Source organism: Streptosporangiales bacterium (assembly GCA_009379825.1).
In the GTDB taxonomy this organism is placed as follows: Bacteria; Actinomycetota; Actinomycetes; order Streptosporangiales; family WHST01; genus WHST01.
Genome location: WHTA01000039.1, coordinates 23,040 through 49,054, shown reverse-complemented (window position 1 = coordinate 49,054; position 26,015 = coordinate 23,040). Strand labels below are relative to the sequence as shown.

Genomic DNA, 26,015 nt, shown 5'->3' with positions numbered 1-26,015 from the left:
CGACCTATTCATTACGAGTGAATCGCTCTGCCGACTGAGCTAAGGTGGCGCACCCGCAAGTGTACTGGGGGTGATGAGCGGGCCGACAAAGTGGTCGGAGGGTGAGCACTTCTCGGAGGCATGCTGGGGGTGTTCCCGACGACCACGTACGGAGGAGCCGTCATGCTTCGCGGATTCGCCACCCTCAGCTTCTACGCCGACGACCTTGCTGCGGCCCGGCAGTGGTACACCGAGCTGCTCGGGGTGGAGCCGTACTACGCGTTCCCGCACCCGCCGCAGCAGCCGGCGTACGTCGAGTTCCGGGTCGGGGACGACGAGGACGAGCTCGGCATCATCGACCGCAGGTACGCGCCAGGGGCGCCGATGTCCGCGCCCGGCGGGGCGGTGATGTTCTGGCACGTCGACGACCTGCCCGCGGCCCTGGCGCGGCTGGAGGAGATGGGCGCGACCGTGCACGAGCCGCTCACCGAGCGCGAAGCCGGGTTCGCGACCGCGTCGGTGGTCGACCCGTTCGGGAACGTGCTCGGCGTCATGTACAACCCGCACTACCTGGCGGTTCTCAAAGCTCGGAACGGTTGACGGCCACGGCGCTGCAGTCACGCAGTGTCGGACCGTTCTCCCGCGGCCGTCGCGCTACTAGGGTGATGACCTTTGCGGCCGATAGGGAGCGAGCATGACGACGGAACCGTCAGTAGGCAGGCGGACATACCGCCGGAGATGGTCCGTCGCGTCGCCGGCGCCTCGCTGATCGGCACCGCCCTGGAGTGGTACGACTACTTCCTCTACGGCACCGCTGCCGCGCTGGTATTCGAGACGCTGTTCTTCCCCGGTTTCGCACCCGGTGTCGGCATCCTCGTGGCATTCCTCAGTTTCGCCGTCGGTTTCGTGGCGCGGCCGATCGGCGCGATCGCGTTCGGGCACCTGGGGGACCGGCATGGCCGGCGGCTGGCGCTCATGGTCACGGTGCTCGTCATGGGCCTGGCCACGGGGCTCATCGGCTTGCTCCCGGTGTACGAGTCCGTAGGCATCGCCGCGCCGATCGCGTTGAGCCTGCTCAGGTTCGCCCAGGGCTTCTCGGTCGGCGGCGAGTGGAGCGGCGCAGTGCTGCTGGCGTTGGAGTACGCGCCGGCGGACAAGCGGCCGTTCTACGCGTCCATCCCACAGCTCGGTTCCCCGCTCGGCACGCTGGTGTCGAGCGGTGCCTTCATCGCCGTCACGCAGCTGCCCGAGGACGCGCTGCTCAGCTGGGGTTGGCGGCTGCCGTTCGTGTTCGCTTTCGTGTTGCTCGGCGTGGCGGTCTACCTGCGGGTGCGGATCGAGGAGTCGCCGCTGTTCAAGCAGATGCTCGAGGAGGAGCGGGCGCAACGGGTACCGCTGTTCACCGCACTGCGGTTCTCGCCCGGCCGGATGGTGCTGTGCGCGGCGGGTTCGCTCCTGGGCATCGGCGGCTTCTTCCTGCTGACGACCTTCATCCTCAGCTACGGCACCGAGACACTCGGCCTGTCCAGATCGACGATGCTGTTGGCCACGCAGCTCGGTGCGGTGGCCGAGATCGCCATCATCATGTACTTCGGTCGGTTGGCGAACAGGTGGGGCGCGTGGAAGGTGAGCGCGTTCGGTTCTGCGGTGACGCTGGTGCTGGCGTTCCCGATCTTCCTGCTGATCGGCACCAGCAGCGCGGCGCTCGTGATCGTCGGCGTCACCGTCGGCATCGCCGCGCTGAGCATTCCGTACGCCCCGACGGGTGCGATGCTGGCCGAGTTGTTCCCCAGTGAGGTCAGGTACTCGGCGGTCGCGCTGTCGTACAACATCGCGGGCATCGTCGGTGGCTTCGTGCCCGCCATCGCGCAGGTGTTCCTCGGCTTCTCCGACAACCAGGTGTGGGGGCCTGCCCTGCTGCTCGCGCTCATCGCCGCGACCAACCTCGCCGGCGCACTCGGCATCTCCGTCGTGCGGAAGCGGAAGCGCTACGTGTAGAGGTCGCGCCTGGCAACGGTGACGTCGCGGAGCACGTCCGGCCGGATGGTCACGCCGGTGCCGGCGCCCTGCGGCACGTCGATCGCGCCGTCGTCGAGTACGAACGGCTCGGTGAGGTCCTCGGCGTAGTAGCGGCTCGACGCGGACGTGTCGCCGGGCAGGACGAAGCCGGGGAGCGCGGCGAGCGCGAGGTTCGGTGCGCGGCCGACGCCGGACTCGAGCATGCCGCCGCACCAGACGGGTATGCCGTTCGCCGCAGCGACGTCGTGGATCCGCCTGGCCTCCAGGTAGCCGCCGACCCGCCCCGGCTTGATGTTTATGACGCGGCACGCGTGCATGGCGATCGCCGTCGCGGCGTCGCGGGCGGAGGTGATCGCCTCGTCCAGGCAGATCGGCGTGCGCAGCACCCTGGCCAGCTCGGCGTGCCCGCGCAGGTCGTCCTCGGCGAGTGGTTGCTCGATCAGCAGCAGGTCGAACTCGTCCAGCCGGCGCAGGTGCTCGGCGTCGTGCAGCGCGTACGCGGTGTTCGCGTCCACCTGCAACGTGAGGTCGGCACCGAACTCCGTTCGTACGGCGCGCACCGGCTCGATGTCCCAGCCCGGCTGCACCTTGAGCTTGATCCGTACGTAGCCCTCGGCGAGGTAGCCGGCGACGGCGTCCAGCAACTGGGGTATCGAGTCCATGATGCCCACCGACACGCCTGCGGGCACCCGCTCGCGCACCGCGCCGAGGTAGTTCGCGAACGACATGTCGTGCGCCCGCAGCTCCGTGTCCAGCAGTGCGGTCTCCACCACGGCCTTCGCCATGACGTTGCCCTTGATCGGATGGAGCAGAGTGCCCACGCGCCCGGCGGTGAGGTCGTCGACGCCGGTCAGCAGGGGCAGCATGTGGTCCCTGATGGCGATCTCGGCGCCGGCCGCGAACTCTTCGCTGTAGGACGGGTCGGGGTCGCCGGCGAACTCGGCCCAGCCGGTGCCGGCGTTCGTGTCGACGCGCAGCAGGAACGTGTCGCGCCACGAGACCGCCTGGTTGGAGGTGCGGAACTCGCCGACAAGCGGCAGGCTCACCTCGACCAGCTCGACGTGCTCGATCTTCACCCGGCCTCCTCCGTCGTGAGGTGGTACCAGCCGTCGCGGGTCATGCCGGTCGCGCGGAAACCGGCCGCGAAGGCGGGGACGAACACGTCGCGCACGGCGGCGCGCCAGCCGGCGGCAGCGCCAGGGTCGTCTTGGCGCAGCGCCACGATGTCGTGCGGCACGCGGCACCAGAGCGCGTCGGGCACCCGGATCGCCAACGGGCCACCGTCAGGTGCGGTGGCGGTCACGTCGGCGGTGGCAGGGTCGGGCGGTGCGGGAGTGTCCGTGGGTTGCTGCGGCCGGACGTCGGTGAGCGTCCACTCGGCGGTGAGCCGGTCGGTCTCGTCCTCGCTGTTGAGGCCGTCGTCGAGCGGACCGTAGAAGTCGACGGAGTACTCGCGCGCCATCGCCCCCAGCTTGACCAGGTTGAAGCGCGCGTTGCGGCTGACGAGCGGGTCGAACGTCCACAGCATCACGGTGGCGTCGTGCTGCAGGGCCCATACGCGTTGCGCCTGTTTGAGCGCGACGCCGATGCCGCGGTCGCTGCTGTGCGCACCGGCGATCAGCGAGTAGACGCTCCGCGCCGCCGGCGGCCCGAAGAACGCCGCGGCCGCGCCGATCGGTGTGCCGGCACGGAACGCCACGTGTACGGCGCCGCCGCCGTGTCCCAGGCTGCGCAGCACGTCTGCAGGAAGTGGTGGACAGCCGGGCGGCGTCGCCCAGATCTCGGCGAGCAGCTCGACGGCGGCAGCGAGGCGGGCAGGTTCCTCGACCCGCTCGACCTGCACGTCGGCGCCGGCCGCGGCCACCGAGGCGCGACGGCGGGCATCGTCGAGCGCGGATGTCGGTTCAGGCACTCGTCCAGTATCGCTGCCACGCCACCGCGGATACGTCAGCGGGAGGGAGGATCGGGCTCGCGGGGGGGGGGGTGGTTCGCTGCATCGATGGCTGCTCGTTGCGCAGCGATGGGGTCAGCCGCGGAGCGCGGGCTCGAAGTAGTCGTAGAGCAGGTCGACGACGGCTTTCAGGTAGCGGTGTCCACGCTCCGCGTCGGCCGCCCGGGCGTCGCCGAGTACGCCGACGTCGGTGAGCGCGGCGGTGCCGTGCTCGAACAGGTATTTCGCGGTGGCGTCGTCGAGCTGCTTGTCGAAACCGGCGACGGCGGCGTCCATGTCCACCAGGTCGGGACGCAGCGCGAGCACAAGCGACGTCTCCGACTCGCCGGCATGCGCGCCGCTCACCTCTGGCGCGATCCCCTCCTCGGCGCTGACCGCCTCCATCGCCCGGATGAACGCCAACAGGTCGGTGTACGGCAGGAACCGTGCGCCACCGATCGTGCCGCCGGTGCGTTCGTACAGCTCCCGCAGTGGCGCGAAGTTCCCGCCGTGGCTCGGCACCACGAGTACCGTCGTGAAACCGTGCTCGGCAAGGCTCGCGACGCACTGCTCGACGACGCTCAGGAAGGTCGGGGTGTCCAGGGTGAGGGTGCCGGGGAACGCCATGTGGTGCGTCGATACACCGAGCGGGATCGTCGGTGCCATCACCGTGTTCGGCAGGCGCGGGGTGAGCTCGGCGACGAGCGCCTCGCCGAGCAGGGCGTCCGTCTGTAGGGGCAGGTGCGGGCCGTGCTGTTCGGTCGAACCGACGGCGAAGATCGCGGTGCGGACGCCGTTGTCGAGCGCCTCCCGTACCTTCGGCCACGACATCTCGTTCAGCCGGGGCGCCCGGCTCGACAGCTCACTCACGGCAACACACTCCACTTGCGCTCGCCTCCGCGGACGCTTGCAGGCTATCGCCGGTGGGTCGGTTGGGAAACCCGTCAGTCGCCGCGGAGGCGGTTGTGGTCGCGCAGCATCGACACGAGAACGTCGTGCGGCAGGGCGGGCGAGCGATGGTGGTCGCGGCCGACCATCTCGGTCGCCGCCACCAGCGCGTTGACGACCGCCTCCTCGACGGCTTGCACCGTCGCGGCGTAGAACGGGTCGATGTTGCCCCACGGGACGAAGGTGAGGCGTTGGTAGTCGTCCGTCGTGCCCGCCATCGTGCTCGTCAACGCGCCGGTGTTGGCGGTGGAGAACGCGAGGAAGATGTCGCCGGAGAAGTGCCCGCCGGACGTGCCGGTGCGGGCGATTCCCAACGGCACCCGACGGGCAAGCGCCTTGCACTGGTTCGGTAGCAGCGGGGCGTCCGTCGCGACGACCACGATCACCGAGCCGGCGCCTGGCGCGTCGAGCGGGTCGTCGTCGCGCAGCTCGCGGCCGACGGGGATACCCGCGACGGTCAGCTCTGCGCGGGAGCCGAAGTTCGCCTGGACGAACGCGGCGACGGTGTAGGTGTCGCTGCCGTACGCCACCACCCGCGACGACGTGCCGCTGCCGCCCTTGAAGCCGTAGCAGTTCATGCCGGTGCCACCGCCGACCGAGCCTTCCGCGACCGGACCGGTGTCGGCCGCGTCGATGGCTGCCGCGGCGTGACCGGGCAGTACGTGACCGCCGTTGATGTCGTTCAGGTAGCCGTCCCAGGTCTCGGCTACGACCGGGAGCAGCCACTCCCTGGCGAGCTGCGGGTGCTCGCGGTGCACCCACTGCAGGACGCCGCTGTGCACCGGGCCGACCGCGTGCGTGTTGGTGATCGTCACCGGGAGGGTGAGTGCGCCGGTCTCCTCGATCCAGGTCGTGCCGGTCATCTCCCCGTTGCCGTTGAGCGAGTACCAGCCGGCGGCACACGGGGTTCCCACGCCGTCCCTGCCGCGGGGCAGGATCGCCGTGACCCCCGTACGGACCGGGCCCTCACCGGTCACCAGCGGGCCGGAGCCCGAGACCAGTGTCCGGTAGCCGACCAGGACCCCCGGGGACGTCGGTGATCGCGTTCCAGGTCCCCGTCCGCCCTTGGAACGGCACGCCGAGGTCGCGCGCACTCATGTCGCGGTGGCCGTGAGGTCGGAGCAGCCGGTGGCATCGCGGGCGTAGGAGAGGATCAGCTCGAACGCGCGCTGCGGCGCCATCACGTTGGGGCCGCCAAGGATGTGCAGGCCGTAGCCGTTCTCCAGCGACACCAGGTTCGCGCCGATGTCGAGCGGCGGGGCGGTCGGCCGGAAGTGGCCCTGTGCCTTGCCCACTTCCAGGATCGCCGCGTACATCGTGACCTGCCGGTCGAACAGCGCCTCGTGGATGACGGCGTATGTGGGGTCCTCGCGTACCGCGGTCGTGAACTCGTACAGCACGTTGACGAGCTCGTCGTCGGCGCTCCACGGTATGCCGGCGCGGGCGGTGGTCACGAGCTTCTCGCGGGCGTCGTCGAGCTCCGTCGCCCGCTGCATCCTCGCGGTGCAGAACCGTTCGACTGACTGCTGGTACACCTCGTGCAGCAGGTCGGAGAGGTCGGGGAAGTAGTAGTGCACCGAACCGCGGACGACGCCGGCCTGCTCGGCCACGTCGGCGACGCGCAGCCCGGCCAGTCCACGGTTGCCGATCGCACGCGCGGCAGCAGCGACAAGCTGCTCACGCCGCACAGATCGCTGAACTTGGCGAGCCATCGGCAGCATTCTCTGGCAGCTACGCCAAGACGTCAAGCCGATGGCCTACGACTATTGATGACGACGCACGAGCGAGGTTTGACGTTAGCGCCAAAGAATACTTCTACGGTCGCGACGACAGGTAGCTCTGGGTGAGCCGCTTCGGGGCCTGGTCGAGCCACGCCTCGACGACGATCTCCTGCAGCTCTGGCACGGCGATCTCGTCCAGCCGGATGAGGATGACCGGGTAGTCGTCGAAGTGCGGCGTCGTGAAGACGCCGGGTTCGTCGGCGAGGAGGGCTTCCTTCGCGCCGAGGTCGGGCACGTAGGCGCCGAGGATCTGCCCAGTGGGTGAGGCGTCGCCGAGTGCCTCCAGGTCCTTGCGGCGCAGCGGGCGTTCCCAGACGAAGCCCTTCTTCCGCACCCGCCAGCACAGCGCGTCGCCGTAGGTGACCGACTCGGTCGTCTCCGGCAGCTTGGCCACGATGTCGCGTACGTCGTCCCAGGTAGCCATGCGGTCAGCCTAGGCGCTCAGGGGAGCACCGTCTCGCAGTCGGCGGGTTGGTCGTCCTGTTCGACGCTGATGCACGTGTCGTCGCCGACGCCCATGCCGAGGGAGTGGTCGGTGCCGGGGCCGCCGTCGAACACGTCGTCGGAGGCGGAGCCGAAGAAGCTGTCGTCGCCGCCGAGTGTACGGAACGTGGTGCCCGCGGTCCCCGCCGCGTTGAGGTTGTCGGCGTGGTCGGTGCCCCTGACCACCCACGTGGTGCCGTACGACGACAGGTCGGCGTCGCGGAAGCTGCCCACGGTCGCGACGACCGGTTGGTCGAGCTCGAAGACGAGCCTGCCCGACGCTATGTTCCAGGTGCCCTCCGACGCCGACGCCGCCGGGTTGAGCGCCGTGGTGAAGAGGCTCACCCGGTCCACGCCCGGGCCGCCCCAGAGCACCTGCGGTTTTTCGCCCGTCCACAGCTGGCCGATGAGGAAGTCGCGTCCTTTGCCGCCGTACAGCCGGTCCGAGCTGCGGCCGAAGTCGTCGATGACGTCGTCGCCGCGACCGCCGTGCACGTAGTCACGGCCGGCGCCGGACGTGATCTGGTCGTCGTCGCGGCCGCCCGACACGACATCCCTGCCGCCGGTCTCGCCGGTGCCGCGGTCGGTGACGATGCGGTCGTTGCCGCGCCGGCCGCTGATGACGTCGGACCCCCGGTCGCCGTCGATCCGGTCGCGGCCGTTGCTGCCCTCGATGGTGTCGCCGAACGGGGAGCCGATCACCCACGCTGCGCGCGAGTCGAACGAGTCGCGCCCGTTGCCGGTCGCGATGCCGGCGGCCATGTCGATACGGACCTTGCGCGGCGAGGTGTCCCAGACGATGGCGTCGAAGCCGATGTCGTCCGCAGGTCGGGTGTCGCGGCCTGGCACCAGCCGGTCGGAGCCGCTGCCTCCGCGTAGCGTGTCGCCGGTCCTGCTGGTCTCCTCGTCGGTCTCGGAGATCCGATCCATCCCGCCGTTCAGCCGGTCGTCGTCGGGGCCGCCGTTCAGCCGGTCGGCGCCGTAACCGCCGCAGATGCGGTCGTTGCCGCCGCGGCCGTACACCGTGTCGCTGCCGCCCCGCGCGGCGATCACGTCGCTGCGTGGCGTGCCGGTGATGACCTCGTCCTGGCTGGTGCCGACGATCGTCGCGCGCCGGCCGTCACAGGTGATGACGGCCGCGTCGGCGGCCGTCGGCCAGAAGAACGTGCCCGCCATGGCAGCAACGACGACAACGCCGCGAACGCGCATGACCGACCCCTTTGTCGATGGTGGCTTCACCTTGGGCGCGCCCGCGGGTGGGCAGAAGGGACGTTGGTCCAGATGCCGGCCAATGGTCCGCTGTGCGGGCTAGCTCCAGGGGAACGGCGAGTGGCTGGTCGGGTGTAGCTCGCCGGTCGCGTAGCGGGAGAACCGGAACGGTTCGAGCAGGGCCTGCGGAGTGCCGAGCAGCTCGTCGGCGACGAGGGCGCCCACGCCGATCATCTTGTAGCCGTGGTTGGAGTCGGCGATCACGTACGCGTTCTGCCGGAACGTGTCGAACACCGGGAAGCTGTCCGGGGTGAATGCGCCAATGCCCCCCGACGGCTCGTCGAGGTACGCCGGGCGCATGCCCTGGAACCGCTTGTGGCAGTGCGCGAGCGCGGACGTCCACATCCGGACGAAGTCGTCGCCGACGACGAACTCCGGGCTCTCCGGGCCGTACGGGTCGACGGCGACGTCCGCGGCCGGCTGCACGAGGCGCTGCGGCGAGGCGCCGCCCTGAACGCCGCCGAAGGAGAAGTCGGGCTTGTAGTAGACGCCCCACATCTGGTCGGTGATCAGGGTGCCGTCGACGTCGTCGTAGAGCGGTTCGGACGAGTCCACGTGCACGACAGGGGGCAGGTTGCCGCCGTTGTCGGTGAACGTGCTCGGGTCCACACCGAGCGTGCCCTCCTGAAGTGCCCAGTACGTCCACATCGGCGCGTCGTCGTGCATGGTGCCGTCCGGCATGGTCACCGGGATGCTGGCGGGCAGGTCGAGCATCGACCAGACGTCGCGCACCCACGGGCCGGCCGCGACGACGAGGTGCTCGCAGCGGATCTCGCCGGCGGCGGTGTGGACGCCGCACACCGCCTCGCCGCCGAAGGTGAGACCGGTGACCTGCACTCCGGTCGCGATGGTCGCGCCGGCGGCGGTCGCCTTCGCGGCCAGGCCACGCAGCGAGGCCATGTTGTTCGCGTAACCGCCGCGCTTCTCGTGCAGCACCACGGAGATACCGGGCGCCTGCCAGTCGGCGAACATCCCCTCGAGGTACGCTCGGCAGTCGCGTTCGCCCTCGACCAGCTCGGAGGTGTAGCCGATCGCGCGTTGCTGTGCGTAGATCTGCGCGACGTCGTCGTGCATGGCGTCGGGCGCGATCTGCAGGTAACCCACCGGGTGGTACGCGAACGCCTCGGGGTCCGACTCCCAGACGTCGACGGAGTGCGCCATCAGCTCGCGCATCGCCGGCTGGAAGTAGTTGTTGCGGATCACTCCGCAGGCGACGCCGGACGCCCCCGCGCCGATGTCGTGCTTGTCGAGGACGAGTACGTCGCTGCCGTTGCCCTTGCCGGTCGCCTCGAGCCGGCGGGCGAGATGCCACGCCGTCGAAAGGCCGTGGATGCCGGCGCCGATGATGACGTAACGCGCTGCTTTGGGAGCCATGGACACCTCAACTCCTGCTACTATTGCCGTGTCGGCAATAGTATTTCCATTCAATCGAGACGAGTCTAGGTTGCCGAGAACTGGGAAGCCAGCGGTTCGCCGGGTCGAAGCCGTCCAGCGCGCGACCGCGGTGCTCGACGCCCTCGCCGAAGCCGGTGGTGAGCTGGGCACGAACGAGCTCGGCAGGCGCACGGGGATCAACGTCAGCACCGTCTCGCGGCTGCTCGCCACGCTGGCCGAGGCCGGCCTGGTGCAGCAGCTGCCGGGCACCGGGGCCTACCGGCTCGGCACCCGGCTACTGCAGCTCGCCGACGTCGTGCGGGCGAACCTGGACGTGCGTACGCTCGCGCGTCCGCACCTGGACGAGCTCACCGAGCTGACCGGTGAGACGGCGACGCTCTCGCTACCTGGCGAGCACGACGTGCTCACCATCGACTACGCCCAGCGCGACGTCTCCGTGCGCAGTGTGGCCGCGATCGGGCGGAACAGTGTCGCGCATGCGACGGCGGTCGGCAAGGTGTTCCTCGCCTGGGGTGGCCGGGTGCCGGCCGGGCGGCTGGTGGCGTACACCGAACGCACCATCACCGACCGTTCCGCGCTGGAGCGGGAGGTGGCGAAGGTGCGGCGGCGCGGCTGGGCGGACGCGGTGCGGGAGCGGGAGGCGGACCTCAACGGGCTCGCGGTGCCGGTGCTCGACGGCGCCGACCGGCTGGTCGCGATCCTCGGCGTGCAGGGCCCGTCGACCAGGTTCACGCAGAAGGCGATGCGTGCCGCGGTGGGGCCGCTGCGCGACCGCGCCGCGACGGTGGCGGCCACGTTCCAGCGGTGAATCCTCAGGTGGTTCACAGGTGGGACTCAGGTTCCGCGGGCAGGCTGTGGGTGTCGGATCGACCGCATGACACGCAAGGGCACCTCTGGGGGCGGTCGGCCGACACGTATCGGGGTAAGTTGTGACAGCTGGCCGGGACCGTGCGCACAGGTCCCGGCCAGCAGCTTGTCAGGGCAGCCCTACGCGGGCTCTTCGACCTTCGCCCGGACGTCGTTCGCCCGGTCCTTGCTGACGAAGTGGCTGATGGTCATGATCACCAACGGGGTCAGCACGGCGATGTACGCGTTGTCGATGCCGTACGGGTCGCCGGCAAGGAACCAGGCGATCGTGGTGAGCAGCGAGGCGATGATGCTGGCGAACGCGCCACCGCGCGAGCCGAACCGCGGCGCGTAGAACATCATCAGCACGAGCACCGCGAGCGCGGCCCGCAGCGACTTCGCGAGGAACGTCACGGTCAGCACGTCGGTGGCGTACAACGCGAGCGGGATCGGCAGCATGCCGGCGACGATGGTGGCGACCCTGATGAAGCGGACGTTCTTCTTGTCGTCGCCGTCGCGGTTGAAGAAGCGCTGGTAGAAGTCCTTCAGCATAAGCGTGGACGCGCCGAGGATGAGTGCGGCCAGCGAGCCCAGCATGGCGGCGGCGAGCCCGGCGATCACGATCCCGCCGGCGACGGCGTTCATGTCCACGACGACCGCGGGCATCGCCTGGATCGACTCGATCTTCGGGTAGAGCACGGCACTGCACATGCCGACCAGGGCGGCCAGTACGCCGTAAGGGACGAGCATGATGGCGGAGAAGAACCCGGCGCGCTGTGCCTTGCCCTCGTCGCCGACGGAGATGACCGCCTGCACGACGTACTGGGTGGCGAACGTGGCGCCGATGCCGGCGATCATCCAGGCCATGATCTGCGCCCAGCCCACGCCGTCCCAGTCGAACATCTCCGCGGGCAGCTTGGCGCGCAGCTCGCCGAACCCACCTACGTTCTTGGTGGCCACCACGGCGGAGATGACGATGCCGATGAACATCACGATGGCGTGCAGCAGGTTGGTGTAGACGACCGACCGCATGCCGCCGACGGCGACGTAGATCGCGGCGAGCGCGCCGGTGACCACGACGGCGACTGCGGGGTCGATCTCCAGCAGGCTGGCGAGCACGGCGCCGCCGCTGGCGTAGATCGCGATGGTGACGATCAGCAGCGCGGCGATCATGATCACCGAGGTCGCCACCCGCACCCGTTCGCCGTAGGCGCGGGCGAGCGCGCCCGAGATGGTGTTCTCACCGAGCGTCTTGAACTTCCGCGCCAGCAGGAACGAGAACAGGATGAAGCCGACGCCAAGCGAGACCAGGTTCCAGGATGCGGAGATGCCGACGCTGAACGCTTCCTGCGCGGTGCCCATGCTGGCCGACGTGCCGATGAACTCCGACGCAAGCAGCAGGCCGATGAACACCGCGGGGAACGCCTTGCCGCCTGTGGTGTAGCTCGCCGAGGTACGTGAGCTTCTTCGTACGACGAAGCTGATTACGGCCAGGGCAGCCAGGTACCCGATGGCGATGACGAAGACGACCCAGACTGAGTCCATGCCTACGACCCTCTCCACGCCGCCGCGGCGGGCGCGTCATGTCAGTAGCTCGAAGCGAGCGAAAATGATCTGATTCGGATCATCCGTTGCGGAGGTCGGCAGACTACGATCCGCCGGATGTCCTGTCAACAAACGTCGCTGGGGCGACGCCTCACTGGTCCGAACCACGGTCGGCGACGAGTTCTTCCCAGAAGCGCAGCGCCGCGCGCTCCAGCTCCAGGCCAAGGCGCAGGGTGACCATGCGCGCGGCGACGCTCGGGTCGTCGCCGAACCGCTCCTGCATCGCCTCGTAGACGGCGATCCGCTCGTGGTGCTTCTTCACCTGGTCTTCGGCGAGCCTGAGTACGTCGGCGTCCGCCGCCAGCTCGTTGAAGAAGAGCTTCAGCTCGGCCACGTCGCGCACCTGCATCGGCTCGGTGGCCGGCTCGGCCAGCCATTCCTTCAGCTCGCGCAGCCCCTCGTCGGTGATCGAGTAGGTCTGCCGCCGGCGACCGCCCGCCTCGGTGCTCACGTCCAGCAGGCCGGCCTCGACCAGCCGCTTCGGTTCGGAGTAGAGCTGGGCGTGGGGGAACGGCCAGAAGTAGCCGACCGAGTGCCCCACGGCCCGCTTCAGGTCGTACGACGTGGAGGCGCCACGCAGTGCGACCATGCCGAGGACGACGTAGGAGGTGGAGGTCAGTCGGACCGTTGACATGTCATGCACCGTAGCCTAACGTGCAGATCATCCGAAACAGATGATCTGATATAAAGTGTTGTGCGATTCTGATGAGGGGAGCTGCCGTGGCGAGCCAGCTGATCCCTCCGGGTGGTGTGGACGGGGCGCGGATCGAGGACGGTCCGCTGGTCTGCGGCCAGGGCGAGTTCCTCGACGACCTCGACCCGCTGCCCGGCAGCTTGCACGCCGCCGTCGTCCGTAGCCCGCACCCGCATGCACGTATTGTCGCCGTTCAGCTCGACGCCGCACGCGCTGCGCCGGGCGTGGCGGCAGTTATCGGGCCGGACGAGGTGCGCGCGGCACTGCGCCCGTTCCCGCTGTCGGTGAAGACGCCCATGCCGTACTACCCCACAGGCACGGACAAGGTGCGCTTCGTCGGCGAGCCGGTCGCGGTGGTGGTCGCCAGCGACCGCTACCTGGCCGAGGACGCCGCCGAGCTGGCCACCGTCGAGTACGAGCCGCTGCCGGCCGTCGTGGACACCGTCGCCGCGCTGGCCGCCGACGCGCCGCGGCTGCACGACGAAGCGGACGGCAACGTGGCCAGCGACCGCACCTTCGACTTCGGCGACGTGGACGGGGTGTTCGCCGACGCCGCGCACGTGGTGCGCGGCCGGTACTCGTTCCCGCGGTACTCGTCCACGCCGATGGAGTGCTACAGCGTCATCGCCGACTGGAAGGTCGACGCCGACGGCCCAGGTGTGGACGCCTGGGCGAACTTCCACGGACCGTTCTCCATGGTGCCGGTCGTCGCGGGCGCGCTCGATATCCCGGTGTCGCGGCTGCGCATGGTGGTGCCGAAGGACATCGGCGGCAGCTTCGGCATCAAGTCGGCGGTGTACCCGTACGTGGTGCTGATGGCGCTCGCGAGCAAGCACGCCGGCCGGCCGGTGCGGTGGACCGAGGACCGGATCGAGCACCTGCTGGCCAGCTCCGCCGGCTCCGACCGGGTGATGTGGTTCGACGCCGCGGTGGACACCGACGGCCGGGTGCGCGCGCTGCGCGTAGACCTGGTCGACAACGTCGGCGCGTACCTGCGGCCGCCGGAGCCGAGCACGCTCTACCGGTGCTTCGGCAACATCACCGGCCCGTACGCCATCGACGCCGTGCAGATCCGCGCGCGGGCAGTGGTGACCAACAAGACGCCCACCGGGCTGAACCGCGGCTTCGGTGGCCAGCAGCTCTACTTCGGCCTGGAACGGCTGATGGACGACGTCGCCGAGGCGACCGGCCTCGACCCCGCGGAGGCCAGGAGGCGCAACCTGGTGCCCGCGGACGCCTTCCCGTACCAGACGCCCACCGGGGGCGTCTACGACTCCGGCGACTACCAGAAGGCCCTCGACCTGATGCTCGCGAACGCCGGCTACGACGAGCTGCGCGCGCGCAGCGCGGCGGCCGCGGCCAACGGTGAGCTGTTCGGTGTCGGCATGGCGCTCGTGGTCGACCCGTCCGCGACGAACATCGGGTACGTCGGTCTCGCCACGCCGGCGGAGCAACGGCCGCCAGGCCGCGGGAAGTCCGGCTCCACCGAGCACGTACGGATCAGCGTCGACCCGCAGGGCGTGGTGTCGGTGCTGCTCGGCACCGTGCCGCAGGGCCAGGGGCACGCGACCGTCGCCAGGCAGGTTGTTGCGAGCCGGCTCGGGTTGCCGCTCGCGCAGGTGCGGCCCGTGGTGGCGATGGACACCGCCACCACGCCGTGGACGATCAGCTCCGGCTCGTACTCGTCCAGGTTCGCGCCGCTGCTCACCAGTGCGCTGGTGGACGCGGCGGACAAGATCGCAGGCACGTTGAAGCTCGCGGCCGGCGTGCTGCTCGACGTACCGCCGGACGAGCTGGAGCTCGCCGAGGGCGCTGTGCGCCACGCGCGCGACCACGACAAGAGCGTGCTGCTGCGGCACGCCGCCGGCCTCGTGCACTGGGATCCCGGCTCGCTGCCGGACGGGGTGTCCGCCCGGTTGTACGAGGAGGCCGCGTTCACGCCGCCGCAGGCGAAGGCCGCCAGCCGCGACGACCAGATCAACTCCAGCCTCTGCTACGGCTTCGTCGCCGAGCTGGTGGCCTGCCGGATCGACCCTGCGACGCTGGAGATCACGCTGGAGAAGGTCAGTACCGTGCACGACGCGGGCACCGTGCTGCACCCGGCGCTGCTCGAGGGCCAGGTGCACGGCGCGCTCGCGCACGGGCTCGGTGGCGCGTTGTACGAGGAGTTCAGGTACGCGGACTCAGGTCAGCCGATGGCGTCCACGTTCATGGACTACCTCTGCCCGACGTCGGCGGAGGCGTCGTACGAGCTCGACAGCGACCACCTCGAGACCCCGTCGCCGGTCACCAAGCTCGGCGCCAAGGGTTGCGGCGAGGGCAGCAGCATGAGCCTGCCGGTCGCCGTCGCGAACGCCGTCGCCGACGCGCTGCGGCCGCGCGGCGTCGACGTCACCAGCCTGCCGTTGCACGGCGAGGTGTTGCACAGTCTTCTCGAAGACCCCGACCAGGAAGGACCCTGACCAACCATGGCGCTCACCGGTGGCGAGATCAGGCTCGAACGCACGCACGACGGTCGCGTCGTCGAGCTCACGATCGACAACGGGAAGTACAACATCATCACCTGGGAGACGCGGCAGGTGATGGCGGACCACTTCGCGGAGATCGACCGGGATGACACCGTGCAGGTCGTGGTGATCCGCGGCGACGGTGAGCACTTCTCGTCCGGCGGCGACATCCAGGGCTTCATGGAGGTCGACCCGATCGACTTCACCGACCTCGGCCACAACGTCACCGCGCCCGCGCGCAGCCGCAAGCCGGTGATCGCCGCGGTCGACGGGTACTGCTTCGGTGTCGGCTTCGAGCTGGCGCTGTCGGCGGACATCCGGCTGGCGACCGAGCGCAGCGAGTTCGCGCTGCCCGAGATGCGGCTCGGCATGATGCCGGGCAGTGGTGGCACGCAGCGGCTGGCCAGGCTGATCGGACTGTCGCGGGCGAAGTACCACGTGCTCACCGCGGAGCGGATCAAGGCGCAGCAGGCGCTCGACTGGGGCCTGGTCGCGCAGCTGGCCACCGACCGCGCCGCTCTCGACGAGGCGACGGAGAAGGTCGTGCAGACGCTGCTCGGGTTCTCGCCGCTCGCGCTCGGCACCGCCAAGGAGGTGCTCGACAAGGGCGTGGACGGCCCGCTGTACACGGGCATCGAGCTGGAGCGCAAGGGCTACGCCATGCTCAGGTCCAGCCACGACTTCGCCGAGGGTGTCGCTGCGTTCGGGGAGAAGCGCGCCCCGAAGTTCACCGGCAGGTAGGCGCGGGCGATGAAGAGCGCTCCGTTCGCGTACGTCCGTCCAGGCACCGTCGACGAGGCGTGTGCCGAGCTCGCGGCGGACGAGGACAGCAAGGTGCTGTCCGGCGGGCAGTCACTGGTGCCCGTGCTCGCGATGCGGTTGGCGCGACCGTCGACGCTGGTCGACATCAACGCGGTGGCCGGGCTCGACGAGCTGCGGCTCGACGGTGCCTGGTTGTCCGTCGGCGCTACGGTGCGGCAGCGCACGCTCGAACGCGCCGCCGAGACCAGGCGGGTGCCGTTGCTGCACAAGGCGTTGCCGTGGGTCGGGCACCGCGAGCTGCGCAGTCGCGGCACCGTCTGCGGCAGCCTCGCGCACGCCGACCCGGCCGCCGAGCTGCCGGCCGTCGCGTGCTGCCTGGACGCGCAGGTGGAGATCGCCGGCAGCGCTGGCCGTAGGACGGTCGCCGCGCGGGACTTCTTCGTCGGCGCCATGACCACGGCGCTGCAGCGCGACGAGGTGCTCGTGGGCGTGCGCTTCCCGGTGGCCGCAGCGGGCGAGGGGTTCGCGTTCGGCGAGATCGCGCGCCGGCACGGCGACTTCGCGCTCGCCGGTCTCGCCACCAAGGTGCACGTGGCGGACGGGAAGGTCACGGCCATCGTCGCCGGGTTCGGCGTCGCGGACCGGCCAGTCGTCCGCTCCGTCGACGACGAGCTGGTCGAGCTGTTGCACAGCGCGTCGCGCGCGGAGCTCACCAACCTGCTCACCGAGCGCGCCGCGCCGCTCGCCGACGAGATGGTCACCACGGCGGGCGACGCCCACGCCGGCGCCGACTACCGCAAGCGGCTGGTACGAACGCTCGTCGCGCGCGGGCTGGTCGCCGCGTACCACGATGCTGTAGAGGGGGCGCGATGAGCGAGATGCGTACCGTACGGGCGGCGGCGGACGAGCTGGTGCCGGTGCGCTTCACGGTGAACGGCACCGAGGTCGCCACCGAGGTGCCGGCGCGGCTGACGCTCGCCGACGTGCTCCGCGACCGGTTGGGCTTGACCGGCACGCACCTCGGCTGCGAGCACGGTGTCTGCGGGATGTGCACGGTGCTCGTCGACGGGGAGGCGGCCAGGTCGTGCCTGCTGTTCGCCTGCCAGCTCGACGGCAGCGAGCTGGTGACCGTGGAGGGCCTCGGCCGACCGGATGACATGCACCCGCTGCAGGAGTCGTTCAGCAAGCACCACGCGCTGCAGTGCGGCTTCTGCACACCTGGCTTCCTGATGAGCGCGTACGACCTGCTCGACCACGACCCAGAGGTGACGCGCGAGCAGCTGCCGACCGAGCTGTCCGGCGTGCTGTGCCGGTGCACGGGTTACCGCAACATCGTGGACGCGGTGGACGACGTCGCGTCCGCACACCGCGACGGCGTGCCGGCGCCCCGCAACTGCCGGCCGACTGCGCTCGCCGGCCGGCAGGCGCTCGCGGTGAGCACGCCGGCGGAGTCGGGTGGCGGCGAGCCGCCGCCGGCCGTCGGCCGGCCGGACCGGATCACGTTGCCGGACAGCGAACCCACGGTCGTCTCGACCGTGTCGAGCGTCGTTGCGGTGGCGCCGCAGCGGTTGTGGCCGGTGCTCGACGACACGGCACTGCTCGCCCGCTGCCTGCCGGGCGCCGAGCTGACCGAGGATCTCGGCGACGGCTGGTACCGCGGTCGGGCGAAGGTGGCGCTAGGCCCGGTGCGGCTGGCGTTCAACGGCGTCGCGCAGGTCGTCGAGCGCGATGCCGCGGCCAGGCAGCTGCGTGTGCTCGGCCAGGGCGAGGACGCCGGCGGCGGCCGGGTGCAGGCCGACATCAGGCTCACCGCGGCGGACCACGACGGGGGCGCCGAGCTCACCGCGCACGCGAACGTCTACCTGGCCGGCCGGATCGCGCAGTTCGGGCGGTCGCTGGCCGACGACGTGAGCCGCCAGCTGTTCGAGCAGTTCGCCGCGTCGGTCGCGACGGCGGCGACCGGGGGCGAGGTCGCCACGGTCAAGCCCCCTGGCGCGCTGCGGCTGCTCGGCCGTAGTTTGAGCGCGCGGATCCGCGCGCTGTTCGGTAGGCGCCGCCGGCGGCGGTGACCGGCAGGAACAGATGCAGTCGAAGGAGATGCGATGGACATCGGCCGGGCGTTGAGCTGGACCGCGGAACGGTTCCCCGAGCGGGTAGGCATCGCGGGCACGCAGCGGCTGACGTACCGGCAGTGGGACGCGCGTACCAACCAGATCGCGCGTGCGCTGCTGGACGCCGGCGTGCGCCGCGGCAGCCGGGTGGCGTTGCTGCTGTCGAACTCCGAGGTGCTCGCGTCGACGCACCTGGCGTGCCAGAAGCTCGGCGCGACGTCGACGCCGTTGAACATCCGGCTGGCGGCGAACGAGCTGTCGTACTGCCTCGGCGACTCGACGCCGACCGTCGTGGTCACCGACGACAGCACCGCTGCGTTGGCGGGTGAGATCCTGCCGGCCGCGGAAGGCGCCGTCGTCTGGCATGCAGGCGACGACGCGCCCGCGGGTGCGCTCGGGTACGAGCCGGTGGTGGCGCAGCAGCCCGACGGTGCGCTCGACCTCGCGGTGGGCGACGAGGACGCCAGCGTGATGCTCTACACGTCCGGCACCACGGGCCGGCCGAAGGGCGTGCCGCGCACCCAGCGCAACGAGTTCTCCGCGTCCGTCGCACACGTGATGCAGACCGGCACCAGGTCCGCCGAGGTGACACTCGGCGCGATGCCCATGTACCACACCATGGGGCTGCGCTCGCTGCTGTCGACCGTCGTGGTCGGCGGCACGTTCGTGGAGATACCGCGGTTCACGCCCGCGCGCGGTATCGAGCTGATCGCGCAGGAACAGGTCACCAGCCTCTACCTGGTGCCCACCGCGTTCTGGTCGCTCGACGACACCGGCGAGCTGGCGACGGCAGGGAGCAAGGTGAGCCGGCTCGCGTACGCGGGCGCGGCGATGACGTCCACGCTCGCGACCCGGCTGAACGAGACCGTGCGGCCCGAGGTGTTCGTCAACCACTACGGGTCTAGCGAGGTGTACACGTTCTCCATCGAGGAGCGTGCAGGCGAGAAGCCGGGCAGCGCGGGACGCCCGGGGATGTTCTCCCGGCTGCGGCTGGCGTCGGTCGACGACGGTGAGTCGTCCGTCGCGCCTGGCCTCACAGGGGAGATCCTCGCGTCGCTGGCGTCCGACGAGGCGTTCGCCGGGTACTGGCACCGCCCGGATGCGGACGAGAAGTCGTTGCGGGGCGGCTGGTACCACACCGGCGATCTCGGTGTCATCGACGAGGAAGGCGACCTGTGGGTCGTCGGCCGGGTCGACGACATGATCGTCACCGGTGGCGAGAACGTGCATCCGGTGGAGGTCGAGGACGTGCTGACCCGGTCCGCGGACGTGGCCGAGTGCGCGGTCGTCGGGCTGCCGGACGAGAAGTGGGGCCAGGCCGTCACCGCGTTCGTGGTCTTCCGCGACCGCTCCGACGACGACGCCGCGATCGGGCGGCTCGAGCAGTGGCTGCGTAACGACTCCGGTATCTCCGACTACAAGCGCCCGAAGCGGATCGTCGCCATCGACGAGGTGCCGAAGAACCCGGTAGGTAAGATCCTGCGCCGCAAGCTCACCGACGGCTGAAGGGAGGCCGATGGCCTGGGACGGGCTGGAAGGCTGGGTGCGTCCGGCCGAGGCCGACCCGCTCGAGGCACCGGCGCAGCGCCCGACCGTGGTCGTCGTCGCGCTGGTCCTCTACGTGGCCAACGCCGTCGTGCTGACGGCTTCCTTCGTCCTCCACATGTCGGCGACGCATGCCACGCCATGGCCACCGGTGCTCGTCGCGGCGTTGGTGGCCCTTGTGTTCGTCGCCCTGGTCTTCGGCGTCTGGGTCGGTCGAGAGGTGCCGCGCTGGGCGCTCAGCCGGATCGGGTTGGGCATCGGTCTGGCGGTCCTGCTCGGCGGTGTGATCGGCGTGGCGCTGTGGTTTGCGGATAGCGACACCTCGTCGGTCGTGCTGTGGTTGGCGGTGCTCAACCTCATTTCCGGGGTGCTCCAGATCAGCGGCGGCTTGCTGCTGCACACCGGCGGCGTCCGCGCGTGGTGCGCGAAGGCCGCCCTCTGACGTTCCTCGGTGTTACGTTGCACCGATGGAGCAACGGGTCAGCCTGATCACCCTCGGGGTCGCGGATCTGCCGCGTGCCCGCGAGTTCTACGAGCAGCTCGGCTGGGACGGTCAGCAGGTCGACGAGACGGTCTTCTTCCAGGCCGGTGGCAGCGCGGTCGTGCTGTGGGGCGCCGACAAGCTCGCCGCAGACTGCGGTCTGCCGGCCAGGGGCGGCGGGTTCGGTGGCATCGCGCTGGCGCACAACGTGCGCTCGCAGCACGAGGTCGACCAGGTGCTGACCGCCGCAGAACGCGCCGGCGGCCGGATCACGAAGCCGGCCGCGATCACGTTCTACGGCGGCTACGCCGGGGTGTTCACCGATCCGGACGGGCATCCCTGGGAGGTCGCGTACAACCCGGGCTTCACCCTCACCGCCGACGGTGCACTGGTACTGCCCGACTTCGACGGCGACGCGGCGTAGCCCACGGTGAGCCCGTTGCTCGTGGTCGGGGCTGCGGTCCTGACCGGGCGGGGACTGCTGCTGGTGAGCAAGCAGGCCGCGCCCACCACGTTCTACCTGCCAGGCGGCAAGCCGGAGCCTGGCGAGAGCCATCGCCAGGCCCTGGCCCGCGAGCTGCACGAGGAGCTCGGCGTGCACGTCGCGACGGCGACGCCGCTGCTGCGGGTGAACGCGCCGGCGGCGTTGGAGGACGCGGAGCTCGAGATGCACGTCTTCGCCGCCACCGTCACCGGCGTCCCCCGTGCGGCGGCGGAGATCGCGCAGCTGTCCTGGTGGCCGGAACGCACCGACAGCACGCTGGCACCGGCGATCCGCGACGTCGTGATCCCCGAGCTGGAGCGGCTGGGCCGGCTGCGGCCGGCGCCGCACCCGGTCGTGCGCCGGGTGCCTGCAGCCGACACCGTCGCGCTGCGCTCCGAGGTGCTGCGTCCCGGCCTGCCGCCCGAGGCGGTCGTGAAGCCTGGCGACGACGACCCGCACACCTGGTTCTTCGCCGCGGTCGAGCCGGGCGGGCGGCCGATTGCGACGGTGAACGTCCGGCCGGCTGCGCCGCCGTGGGATGCCGAGGCGGACGGTTACTGGCAGCTGCGCGGCATGGCGCCCGCGGCCGACGCGCGCGGCAACGGCCACGCGCGGGCCGTCGTGGACGCGGCACTCGGCCACGTCGACCGGGTGGGCGCCAGGGTGTGGTGCAACGCCAGGACGGGCGTGCTCGGCTTCTACCGGAGGTTCGGTTTCGAAGGCGTCGGCGAGGTGTGGCACGACCCGGTCAGCGGGCCGCACCTGTGCCTGCTGCGGCCCGCGCTGCAGCGGTAGGCTCGCCGGTGGCGAGGCGGGAAGCGGGCGATGTAGATGCGGATCGCGGTACTCGACGACTACCAGGACGTGGCGCTGACCATGGCGGACTGGTCGGTGCTCGACGGTCGCGCCGAGGTGACGGTGTTCGCCGAGCACATGGCCGACACCGACGAGCTGGTCCAGGCGCTCGCGCCGTTCGACGTCGTCGTCGCCATGCGCGAACGCACACCGGTCACCGCGGAGCGGCTGCAACGGCTGCCCGCGTTGCGGTTGCTGGTGACCACGGGGATGGCGAACGCGTCGATCGACGTGGCAGCGGCCACCGCGCAAGGCGTGACGGTCTGCGGCACCGGCGGCTCGGCGCCGGCCACCGTGGAGCACACCTGGGCCCTGGTGCTCGCGCTCGTGCGTGCCGTGCCGGCCGAGGACGCCGGGATGCGTGCCGGCGGCTGGCAGACCACCGTGGGGTTCGGCCTGTACGGCCGGTGCCTGGGCGTCGTCGGTCTCGGCCGTCTCGGTAGCCAGGTCGCGGCGATCGGCGCGGCGTTCGGGATGGACGTCATCGCGTGGAGCCAGCATCTGGACGCCGGGCAGGCCACGGCCGCCGGCGTGACGCCGGTCGGCAAGGAGGAGCTGTTCCGGCAGGCGGACGTCGTGACCGTGCACTACAAGCTGAGCGAGCGCAGCACCGGCCTGGTCGGTGCCACCGAGCTCGGCTGGATGAAGCCGACGGCGTACCTGGTGAACACGTCCAGGGGGCCGATCGTCGACACCGACGCGCTCGTCGCCGCGCTGCGCGAGGAGCGCATCGCCGGCGCCGCGGTCGACGTGTACGACGTCGAGCCGCTGCCTGCCGACCACCCGCTGCGGTCCACGCCGCGTACGGTGCTCTCGCCGCACCTGGGGTACGTCACCGACACCGGGTACCGCATCTTCTACGGCGACGCGGTGGAGGACATCGTCGCGTTCCTCGACGGCTCCCCGTTGCGACTGCTGAGCTGATCCACACCTTGACCGGCACTGTCGTTCGGCGACGTTCATATAGAACGAATTGACCAGATAAGCATTTTTGGTCAATTCGTCGGCCGAACGGAAGGACGGGACTATGGCGCCGCGGGAGGACCCGGCCAGCGCGCCCTGCGCATCCTGGCGGCAGCCGGTGAGCTGATCCTGCGCTGGGGCTACGACAAGACCACGATCGACGACGTCGCGCGCGCGGCCGGTGTCGCCAAGGGCACCATCTACCTGCACTGGAAGACGCGCGAGGACCTGTTCACGGCAGTGCTCAGGCACGAGCGGGTGAGCATGGTGGCCGCAGTGCAGCGCGGCGTCGACGGCGACCCGTACGGCGTCACGCTCGCCGGCGTGATCCGGCAGCTGTTCGTCGCGCTGGAGCAGCGGCCACTGGTGAAGGCGTTCATGCTGCGCGACCGCGAGGTCATCGGCAAGCTGCTCCGCCAGGCAGGCGTCAGCGAGAGCAAGGTGCTTTCGCGGGCGACGCTGGTGACGTACCTCGAGGTGCTGCACGCGCGCGGCCTGGTACGTACGGACCTCAGCGTCAGCGCGCAGGTCAACCTGATCATGGCGACGATCACCGGGTTCCTGCTCGCCGAGCCGGTCCTGCTGGACGACCGGCAGGGGATGGTCGAGGACCCTGCGGACGTGGTCGCCGACGTGATCGGCCGCGCGCTCGACCCCGGCCGCCGGCTGACCGCGGCCGAGCAGCGGGTGGTCGAACAGGCGACCCGCGAGTACGTGGAACAGGTGGTCGCACTGTCCGACGCGAAGTACCAGTCCTCGCTCGCCGTGTGCACACCGGCGAGGAGGCGTCGATGACCGAGGTCGGCTACGTCCTGCCGCTGGACGACCCCACCGCCGAGCTGGCCGTGGTCGGCGGTAAGGGCGCGTCGCTGTCGCGGCTGGCCGCCGCTGGCCTGCCGGTGCCCGTGGGGTTCCACGTGATGACGGCGGCGTACGACGAGTTCGTCACCGGCGGCGGGTTGCGCGACCGCATCCTCGACGCCGCGTCCGCGGTCGACACCGCGGACCCGGCCACGTTCGAGGCGGCGGCGGCACGGATCGCCGCACTGTTCGACGGGCCGGGCATGCCCGCGGCCGTGGAGCGGGCCGTCGGCAAGGCGTACGCGGAGCTCGGCCCGGAGGTTGTGGTCGCGGTGCGGTCGTCGGCCACCGCGGAGGACCTGCCCGACATGTCGTTCGCCGGGCAGCAGGACAGCTACCTCAGCATCCGCGGCGAGGCCGCGGTGCTCGACGCCGTCAGGCGCTGCTGGGCGTCGCTGTGGACGGCGCGGGCGATCGGTTACCGCGCACGCAACGGCATCGCGGCGCACGAGGTGAGCCTCGCCGTCGTGGTGCAGCAGCTGGTGCCGGCCGACGCCGCCGGCATCCTGTTCACCGTCGACCCGGTCACCGGCGCCGACGACCGGATGGTGGTCAACGCGGGCTGGGGGCTCGGCGAGGCAGTGGTCGGCGGCCAGGTGGCGCCTGACACGGTCACCGTCGCCAAGGACACCGGTGCCGTACTCGACTACCAGGTCGGCGCGAAGACCGTGCGTACCGTACGCACCGCGGCCGGCACGGCGGAGGAGGCGGTGCCGGCCGAGCTCCGCGACCGGGCCGTGCTCGCCGAGGAGCAGGTCGCACAGCTCGCCCGCCTCGGCATACGGATCGAGCAGCTGTACGGGCAGCCGATGGACGTGGAGTGGGCGCTTGCCGGCGACCAGCTGTACGTCGTGCAGGCGCGGCCGATCACCAACGTCGCCGCCGGCGAGTGGAACGACAGCCTGGCCGGCGACTACCTGTGGAGCAACGGGAACCTCGGCGAGGCGATCCCGGACGTGATGACCCCGGCCACCTGGTCGTTCGTGCAGATCTTCATGAGCGAGGCGATGGCGTCCACCTCGCTGCCCGGCTATCGCGGCTACGGCCGGATCGGCGGCAGGTTCTACCTGAACCTGAGCATGGCCGCGTCGCTGTCGCGCGTCGTCGGGGTCTCCAGGAAGCGGTTCCGGGCGATGACCGAGCCCGTCTACGGCAAGCTGCCGCCCGACCTGGCCATCCCGCTGATCCCGCTGCCGCGGCTGCGCATCCTCGCGATGCTGTTGCCTGTCATCGTGCGGACGCTGCGCGAGATCCGTGGGTTCAAGGCCAGGATGCCCGAGTACATGGCGACCGCCGCCGCCCGCGCGGAGGACCTGCGGGCCGCGATCGCGGCGACCGACCAGCAGGCGGAGCTGGTGCGGCTCTGGCACGAGCAGGTCGGGCTGTACCTCGTCGAGTCGTCGTCGATGCTGGCCGCCGGCGCACGGCAGGGCGTCACGGCGCTGATCACCGCGCCGCGGACGCTACGCAAGCTGGTGGGGGAGAAGGACGCGACCGCCATCCTCTCCGGGCAGGGCGAAGGCGACCTGGCCAGCCTGGGGCCGATGCTGGGCCTGGCCAGGCTCGCGCGCGGCGAGATCGACGAGCAGACCTTCGTCCGCAGGTACGGGCACCGCGGCGCGCACGAGTTCGAGGTTTCGCAGCCGCGTCCAGGTGAGGACCCGGCAGGACAGCTCGCCGGGCTCGAGCAGGCCGCGGTGGGCGCGGAGGAGCTGCTCGCCAACCAGGAGGCCGCCAGACAGGAAGCGTGGCGCAGGCTCGAGCAGCTGTACCCGGGCAAGGTCGCGAAGGTGCGCAGGCAGGTGGCGCGGTGGGCGCACGCCGCGCAGTCCAGGGAGCACACCAGGTCCGAGGTGATCAGGTCGTTCTGGGTGCTGCGCGCGTGGGTGCTGCGCGCCGGCGAGCTCACCGGCCACGGCGACGACCTGTTCTTCCTGACGCTGGAGGAGATCCTCGCCGTGCTGGACGGCGACGAGTCGGCGCTCGCTGCGGTGCCGCGGCGGCGTGCCACGTACGAGAGGTACCGGTTGCTGCCGCCCTACCCGACGCTGATCCGGGGCCGCTTCGACCCGGTGCGCTGGGCGGCCGACCCGAACCGGCGGGTCGACCGCTACGAGGAGCACGGGGCAGGGGCGCCCGCCGACGATACGCTCACCGGGTTCGCCGGCGCGGCCGGCGTCGTCGAGGGCACGGCCAGGCTCATCAAGGACGTCGCCGAGGGCGACCGACTCGGTGCCGGCGAGATCCTCGTGACGGCGGTGACGAACATCGGCTGGACGCCACTGTTCCCGCGTGCGGCCGCCGTGGTCACCGACGTCGGCGCGCCGTTGTCGCACGCGGCCATCGTCGCGCGCGAGCTCGGCATCCCCGCCGTCGTCGGCTGCGGCAACGCCACCGCGCGCGTCGACGACGGCGACCGGATCCGCGTCGACGGCGAACGCGGCACCGTCGAGATCCTGTCCGCTCGTTAGGCTGAAGGCCAGCCGACGACGGGAGG

General features: G+C 70.8%; 23 protein-coding genes and 1 pseudogene. 14 read left to right on the top strand and 10 right to left on the bottom strand.

From position 1 onward, the window contains the following. Positions 1-162: 162 nt before the first annotated feature. The gene (locus GEV07_18520) at positions 163-579 is read left to right on the top strand and encodes a VOC family protein (GenBank protein MQA04618.1); all 417 of its coding nucleotides are present in this window, start codon (positions 163-165) and stop codon (positions 577-579) included. Between the two features lie 138 nt (positions 580-717). Next, positions 718-1,977 carry an MFS transporter gene (locus GEV07_18515; GenBank protein MQA04617.1) on the top strand — a complete coding sequence of 420 codons (1,260 nt, stop codon included), beginning with the start codon at positions 718-720 and terminating at the stop codon, positions 1,975-1,977. On the opposite strand, the gene menC is transcribed toward GEV07_18515, so the two are convergent. The 8 genes and pseudogenes from menC to GEV07_18475 form a co-directional block, all read right to left on the bottom strand. Beyond that, entirely contained in the window at positions 1,968-3,074 is a 1,107-nt protein-coding gene (gene menC, locus GEV07_18510) for an o-succinylbenzoate synthase (GenBank protein ID MQA04616.1), read from the bottom strand. The genes GEV07_18515 and menC overlap by 10 nt on opposite strands. Next, positions 3,071-3,841, bottom strand: a complete 771-nt coding sequence (locus GEV07_18505) for a chorismate synthase (GenBank protein ID MQA04615.1) — start codon at positions 3,839-3,841, stop codon at positions 3,071-3,073. Before GEV07_18505 ends, menC begins: the two co-directional genes overlap by 4 nt. A 183-nt stretch (positions 3,842-4,024) precedes the next feature. Then, positions 4,025-4,759 carry a creatininase family protein gene (locus GEV07_18500; protein ID MQA04614.1) on the bottom strand — a complete coding sequence of 245 codons (735 nt, stop codon included), beginning with the start codon at positions 4,757-4,759 and terminating at the stop codon, positions 4,025-4,027. Between the two features lie 113 nt (positions 4,760-4,872). Beyond that, positions 4,873-5,974, bottom strand: a pseudogene (locus tag GEV07_18495) (S58 family peptidase). Then, positions 5,971-6,597, bottom strand: a complete 627-nt coding sequence (locus tag GEV07_18490; protein ID MQA04613.1) for a TetR family transcriptional regulator — start codon at positions 6,595-6,597, stop codon at positions 5,971-5,973. The pseudogene GEV07_18495 and the gene GEV07_18490 overlap by 4 nt, the downstream one beginning before the upstream one ends. 94 nt (positions 6,598-6,691) lie before the next feature. Further along, positions 6,692-7,081 carry an MmcQ/YjbR family DNA-binding protein gene (locus tag GEV07_18485; GenBank protein MQA04612.1) on the bottom strand — a complete coding sequence of 130 codons (390 nt, stop codon included), beginning with the start codon at positions 7,079-7,081 and terminating at the stop codon, positions 6,692-6,694. 17 nt (positions 7,082-7,098) lie between these two features. Then, positions 7,099-8,349, bottom strand: a complete 1,251-nt coding sequence (locus tag GEV07_18480) for a hypothetical protein (GenBank protein MQA04611.1) — start codon at positions 8,347-8,349, stop codon at positions 7,099-7,101. A gap of 99 nt (positions 8,350-8,448) precedes the next feature. Beyond that, positions 8,449-9,783: an FAD-dependent oxidoreductase gene (locus GEV07_18475; protein ID MQA04610.1), complete on the bottom strand. Its 1,335-nt coding sequence runs from the start codon at positions 9,781-9,783 to the stop codon at positions 8,449-8,451. Between GEV07_18475 and GEV07_18470 the strand changes: the two genes are divergently transcribed. Continuing rightward, the gene (locus GEV07_18470; GenBank protein MQA04609.1) at positions 9,782-10,612 is read left to right on the top strand and encodes a helix-turn-helix domain-containing protein; all 831 of its coding nucleotides are present in this window, start codon (positions 9,782-9,784) and stop codon (positions 10,610-10,612) included. The two genes, GEV07_18475 and GEV07_18470, sit on opposite strands and share 2 nt — an antisense overlap. A gap of 179 nt (positions 10,613-10,791) precedes the next feature. On the opposite strand, the gene GEV07_18465 is transcribed toward GEV07_18470, so the two are convergent. Together GEV07_18465 and GEV07_18460 are read right to left on the bottom strand one after the other, a co-directional pair. After that, entirely contained in the window at positions 10,792-12,195 is a 1,404-nt protein-coding gene (locus GEV07_18465) for a sodium:solute symporter family protein (protein MQA04608.1), read from the bottom strand. Positions 12,196-12,346: 151 nt separating this feature from the next. Then, positions 12,347-12,889 (bottom strand): PadR family transcriptional regulator, encoded by a 543-nt coding sequence (locus GEV07_18460; protein ID MQA04607.1) that lies wholly within the window; start codon positions 12,887-12,889, stop codon positions 12,347-12,349. 71 nt (positions 12,890-12,960) lie between these two features. On the opposite strand from GEV07_18460, the gene GEV07_18455 reads away from it, so the two are divergent. The 11 genes from GEV07_18455 to GEV07_18405 all read left to right on the top strand — a co-directional run bounded on the left by GEV07_18455 (position 12,961) and on the right by GEV07_18405 (position 25,989). Next, positions 12,961-15,411, top strand: coding sequence for a molybdopterin-dependent oxidoreductase (locus GEV07_18455; GenBank protein MQA04606.1), 2,451 nt, complete (start codon positions 12,961-12,963; stop codon positions 15,409-15,411). 6 nt (positions 15,412-15,417) lie between these two features. Continuing rightward, a complete protein-coding gene (locus GEV07_18450; GenBank protein MQA04605.1) occupies positions 15,418-16,197 on the top strand; it encodes an enoyl-CoA hydratase/isomerase family protein in 780 nt (259 codons plus the stop codon). A gap of 9 nt (positions 16,198-16,206) precedes the next feature. Continuing rightward, positions 16,207-17,091: a molybdopterin dehydrogenase gene (locus tag GEV07_18445; GenBank protein ID MQA04604.1), complete on the top strand. Its 885-nt coding sequence runs from the start codon at positions 16,207-16,209 to the stop codon at positions 17,089-17,091. Beyond that, positions 17,088-18,287, top strand: coding sequence for a 2Fe-2S iron-sulfur cluster binding domain-containing protein (locus GEV07_18440; protein ID MQA04603.1), 1,200 nt, complete (start codon positions 17,088-17,090; stop codon positions 18,285-18,287). Before GEV07_18445 ends, GEV07_18440 begins: the two co-directional genes overlap by 4 nt. Positions 18,288-18,320: 33 nt before the next feature. Continuing rightward, on the top strand, positions 18,321-19,835 hold the full coding sequence (locus GEV07_18435) for an AMP-binding protein (protein MQA04602.1): 1,515 nt from the start codon (positions 18,321-18,323) through the stop codon (positions 19,833-19,835). Between the two features lie 88 nt (positions 19,836-19,923). Then, entirely contained in the window at positions 19,924-20,316 is a 393-nt protein-coding gene (locus GEV07_18430; GenBank protein MQA04601.1) for a hypothetical protein, read from the top strand. A gap of 25 nt (positions 20,317-20,341) precedes the next feature. After that, on the top strand, positions 20,342-20,779 hold the full coding sequence (locus GEV07_18425; protein ID MQA04600.1) for a VOC family protein: 438 nt from the start codon (positions 20,342-20,344) through the stop codon (positions 20,777-20,779). A gap of 6 nt (positions 20,780-20,785) precedes the next feature. Beyond that, positions 20,786-21,634 carry a GNAT family N-acetyltransferase gene (locus GEV07_18420; GenBank protein MQA04599.1) on the top strand — a complete coding sequence of 283 codons (849 nt, stop codon included), beginning with the start codon at positions 20,786-20,788 and terminating at the stop codon, positions 21,632-21,634. A gap of 36 nt (positions 21,635-21,670) precedes the next feature. Beyond that, on the top strand, positions 21,671-22,618 hold the full coding sequence (locus GEV07_18415) for a D-2-hydroxyacid dehydrogenase family protein (GenBank protein MQA04598.1): 948 nt from the start codon (positions 21,671-21,673) through the stop codon (positions 22,616-22,618). A 279-nt stretch (positions 22,619-22,897) separates the two neighbouring features. Further along, on the top strand, positions 22,898-23,452 hold the full coding sequence (locus tag GEV07_18410; protein MQA04597.1) for a hypothetical protein: 555 nt from the start codon (positions 22,898-22,900) through the stop codon (positions 23,450-23,452). Then, positions 23,449-25,989: a pyruvate, phosphate dikinase gene (locus GEV07_18405; GenBank protein MQA04596.1), complete on the top strand. Its 2,541-nt coding sequence runs from the start codon at positions 23,449-23,451 to the stop codon at positions 25,987-25,989. Before GEV07_18410 ends, GEV07_18405 begins: the two co-directional genes overlap by 4 nt. The last annotated feature ends 26 nt before the right edge of the window (positions 25,990-26,015 follow it).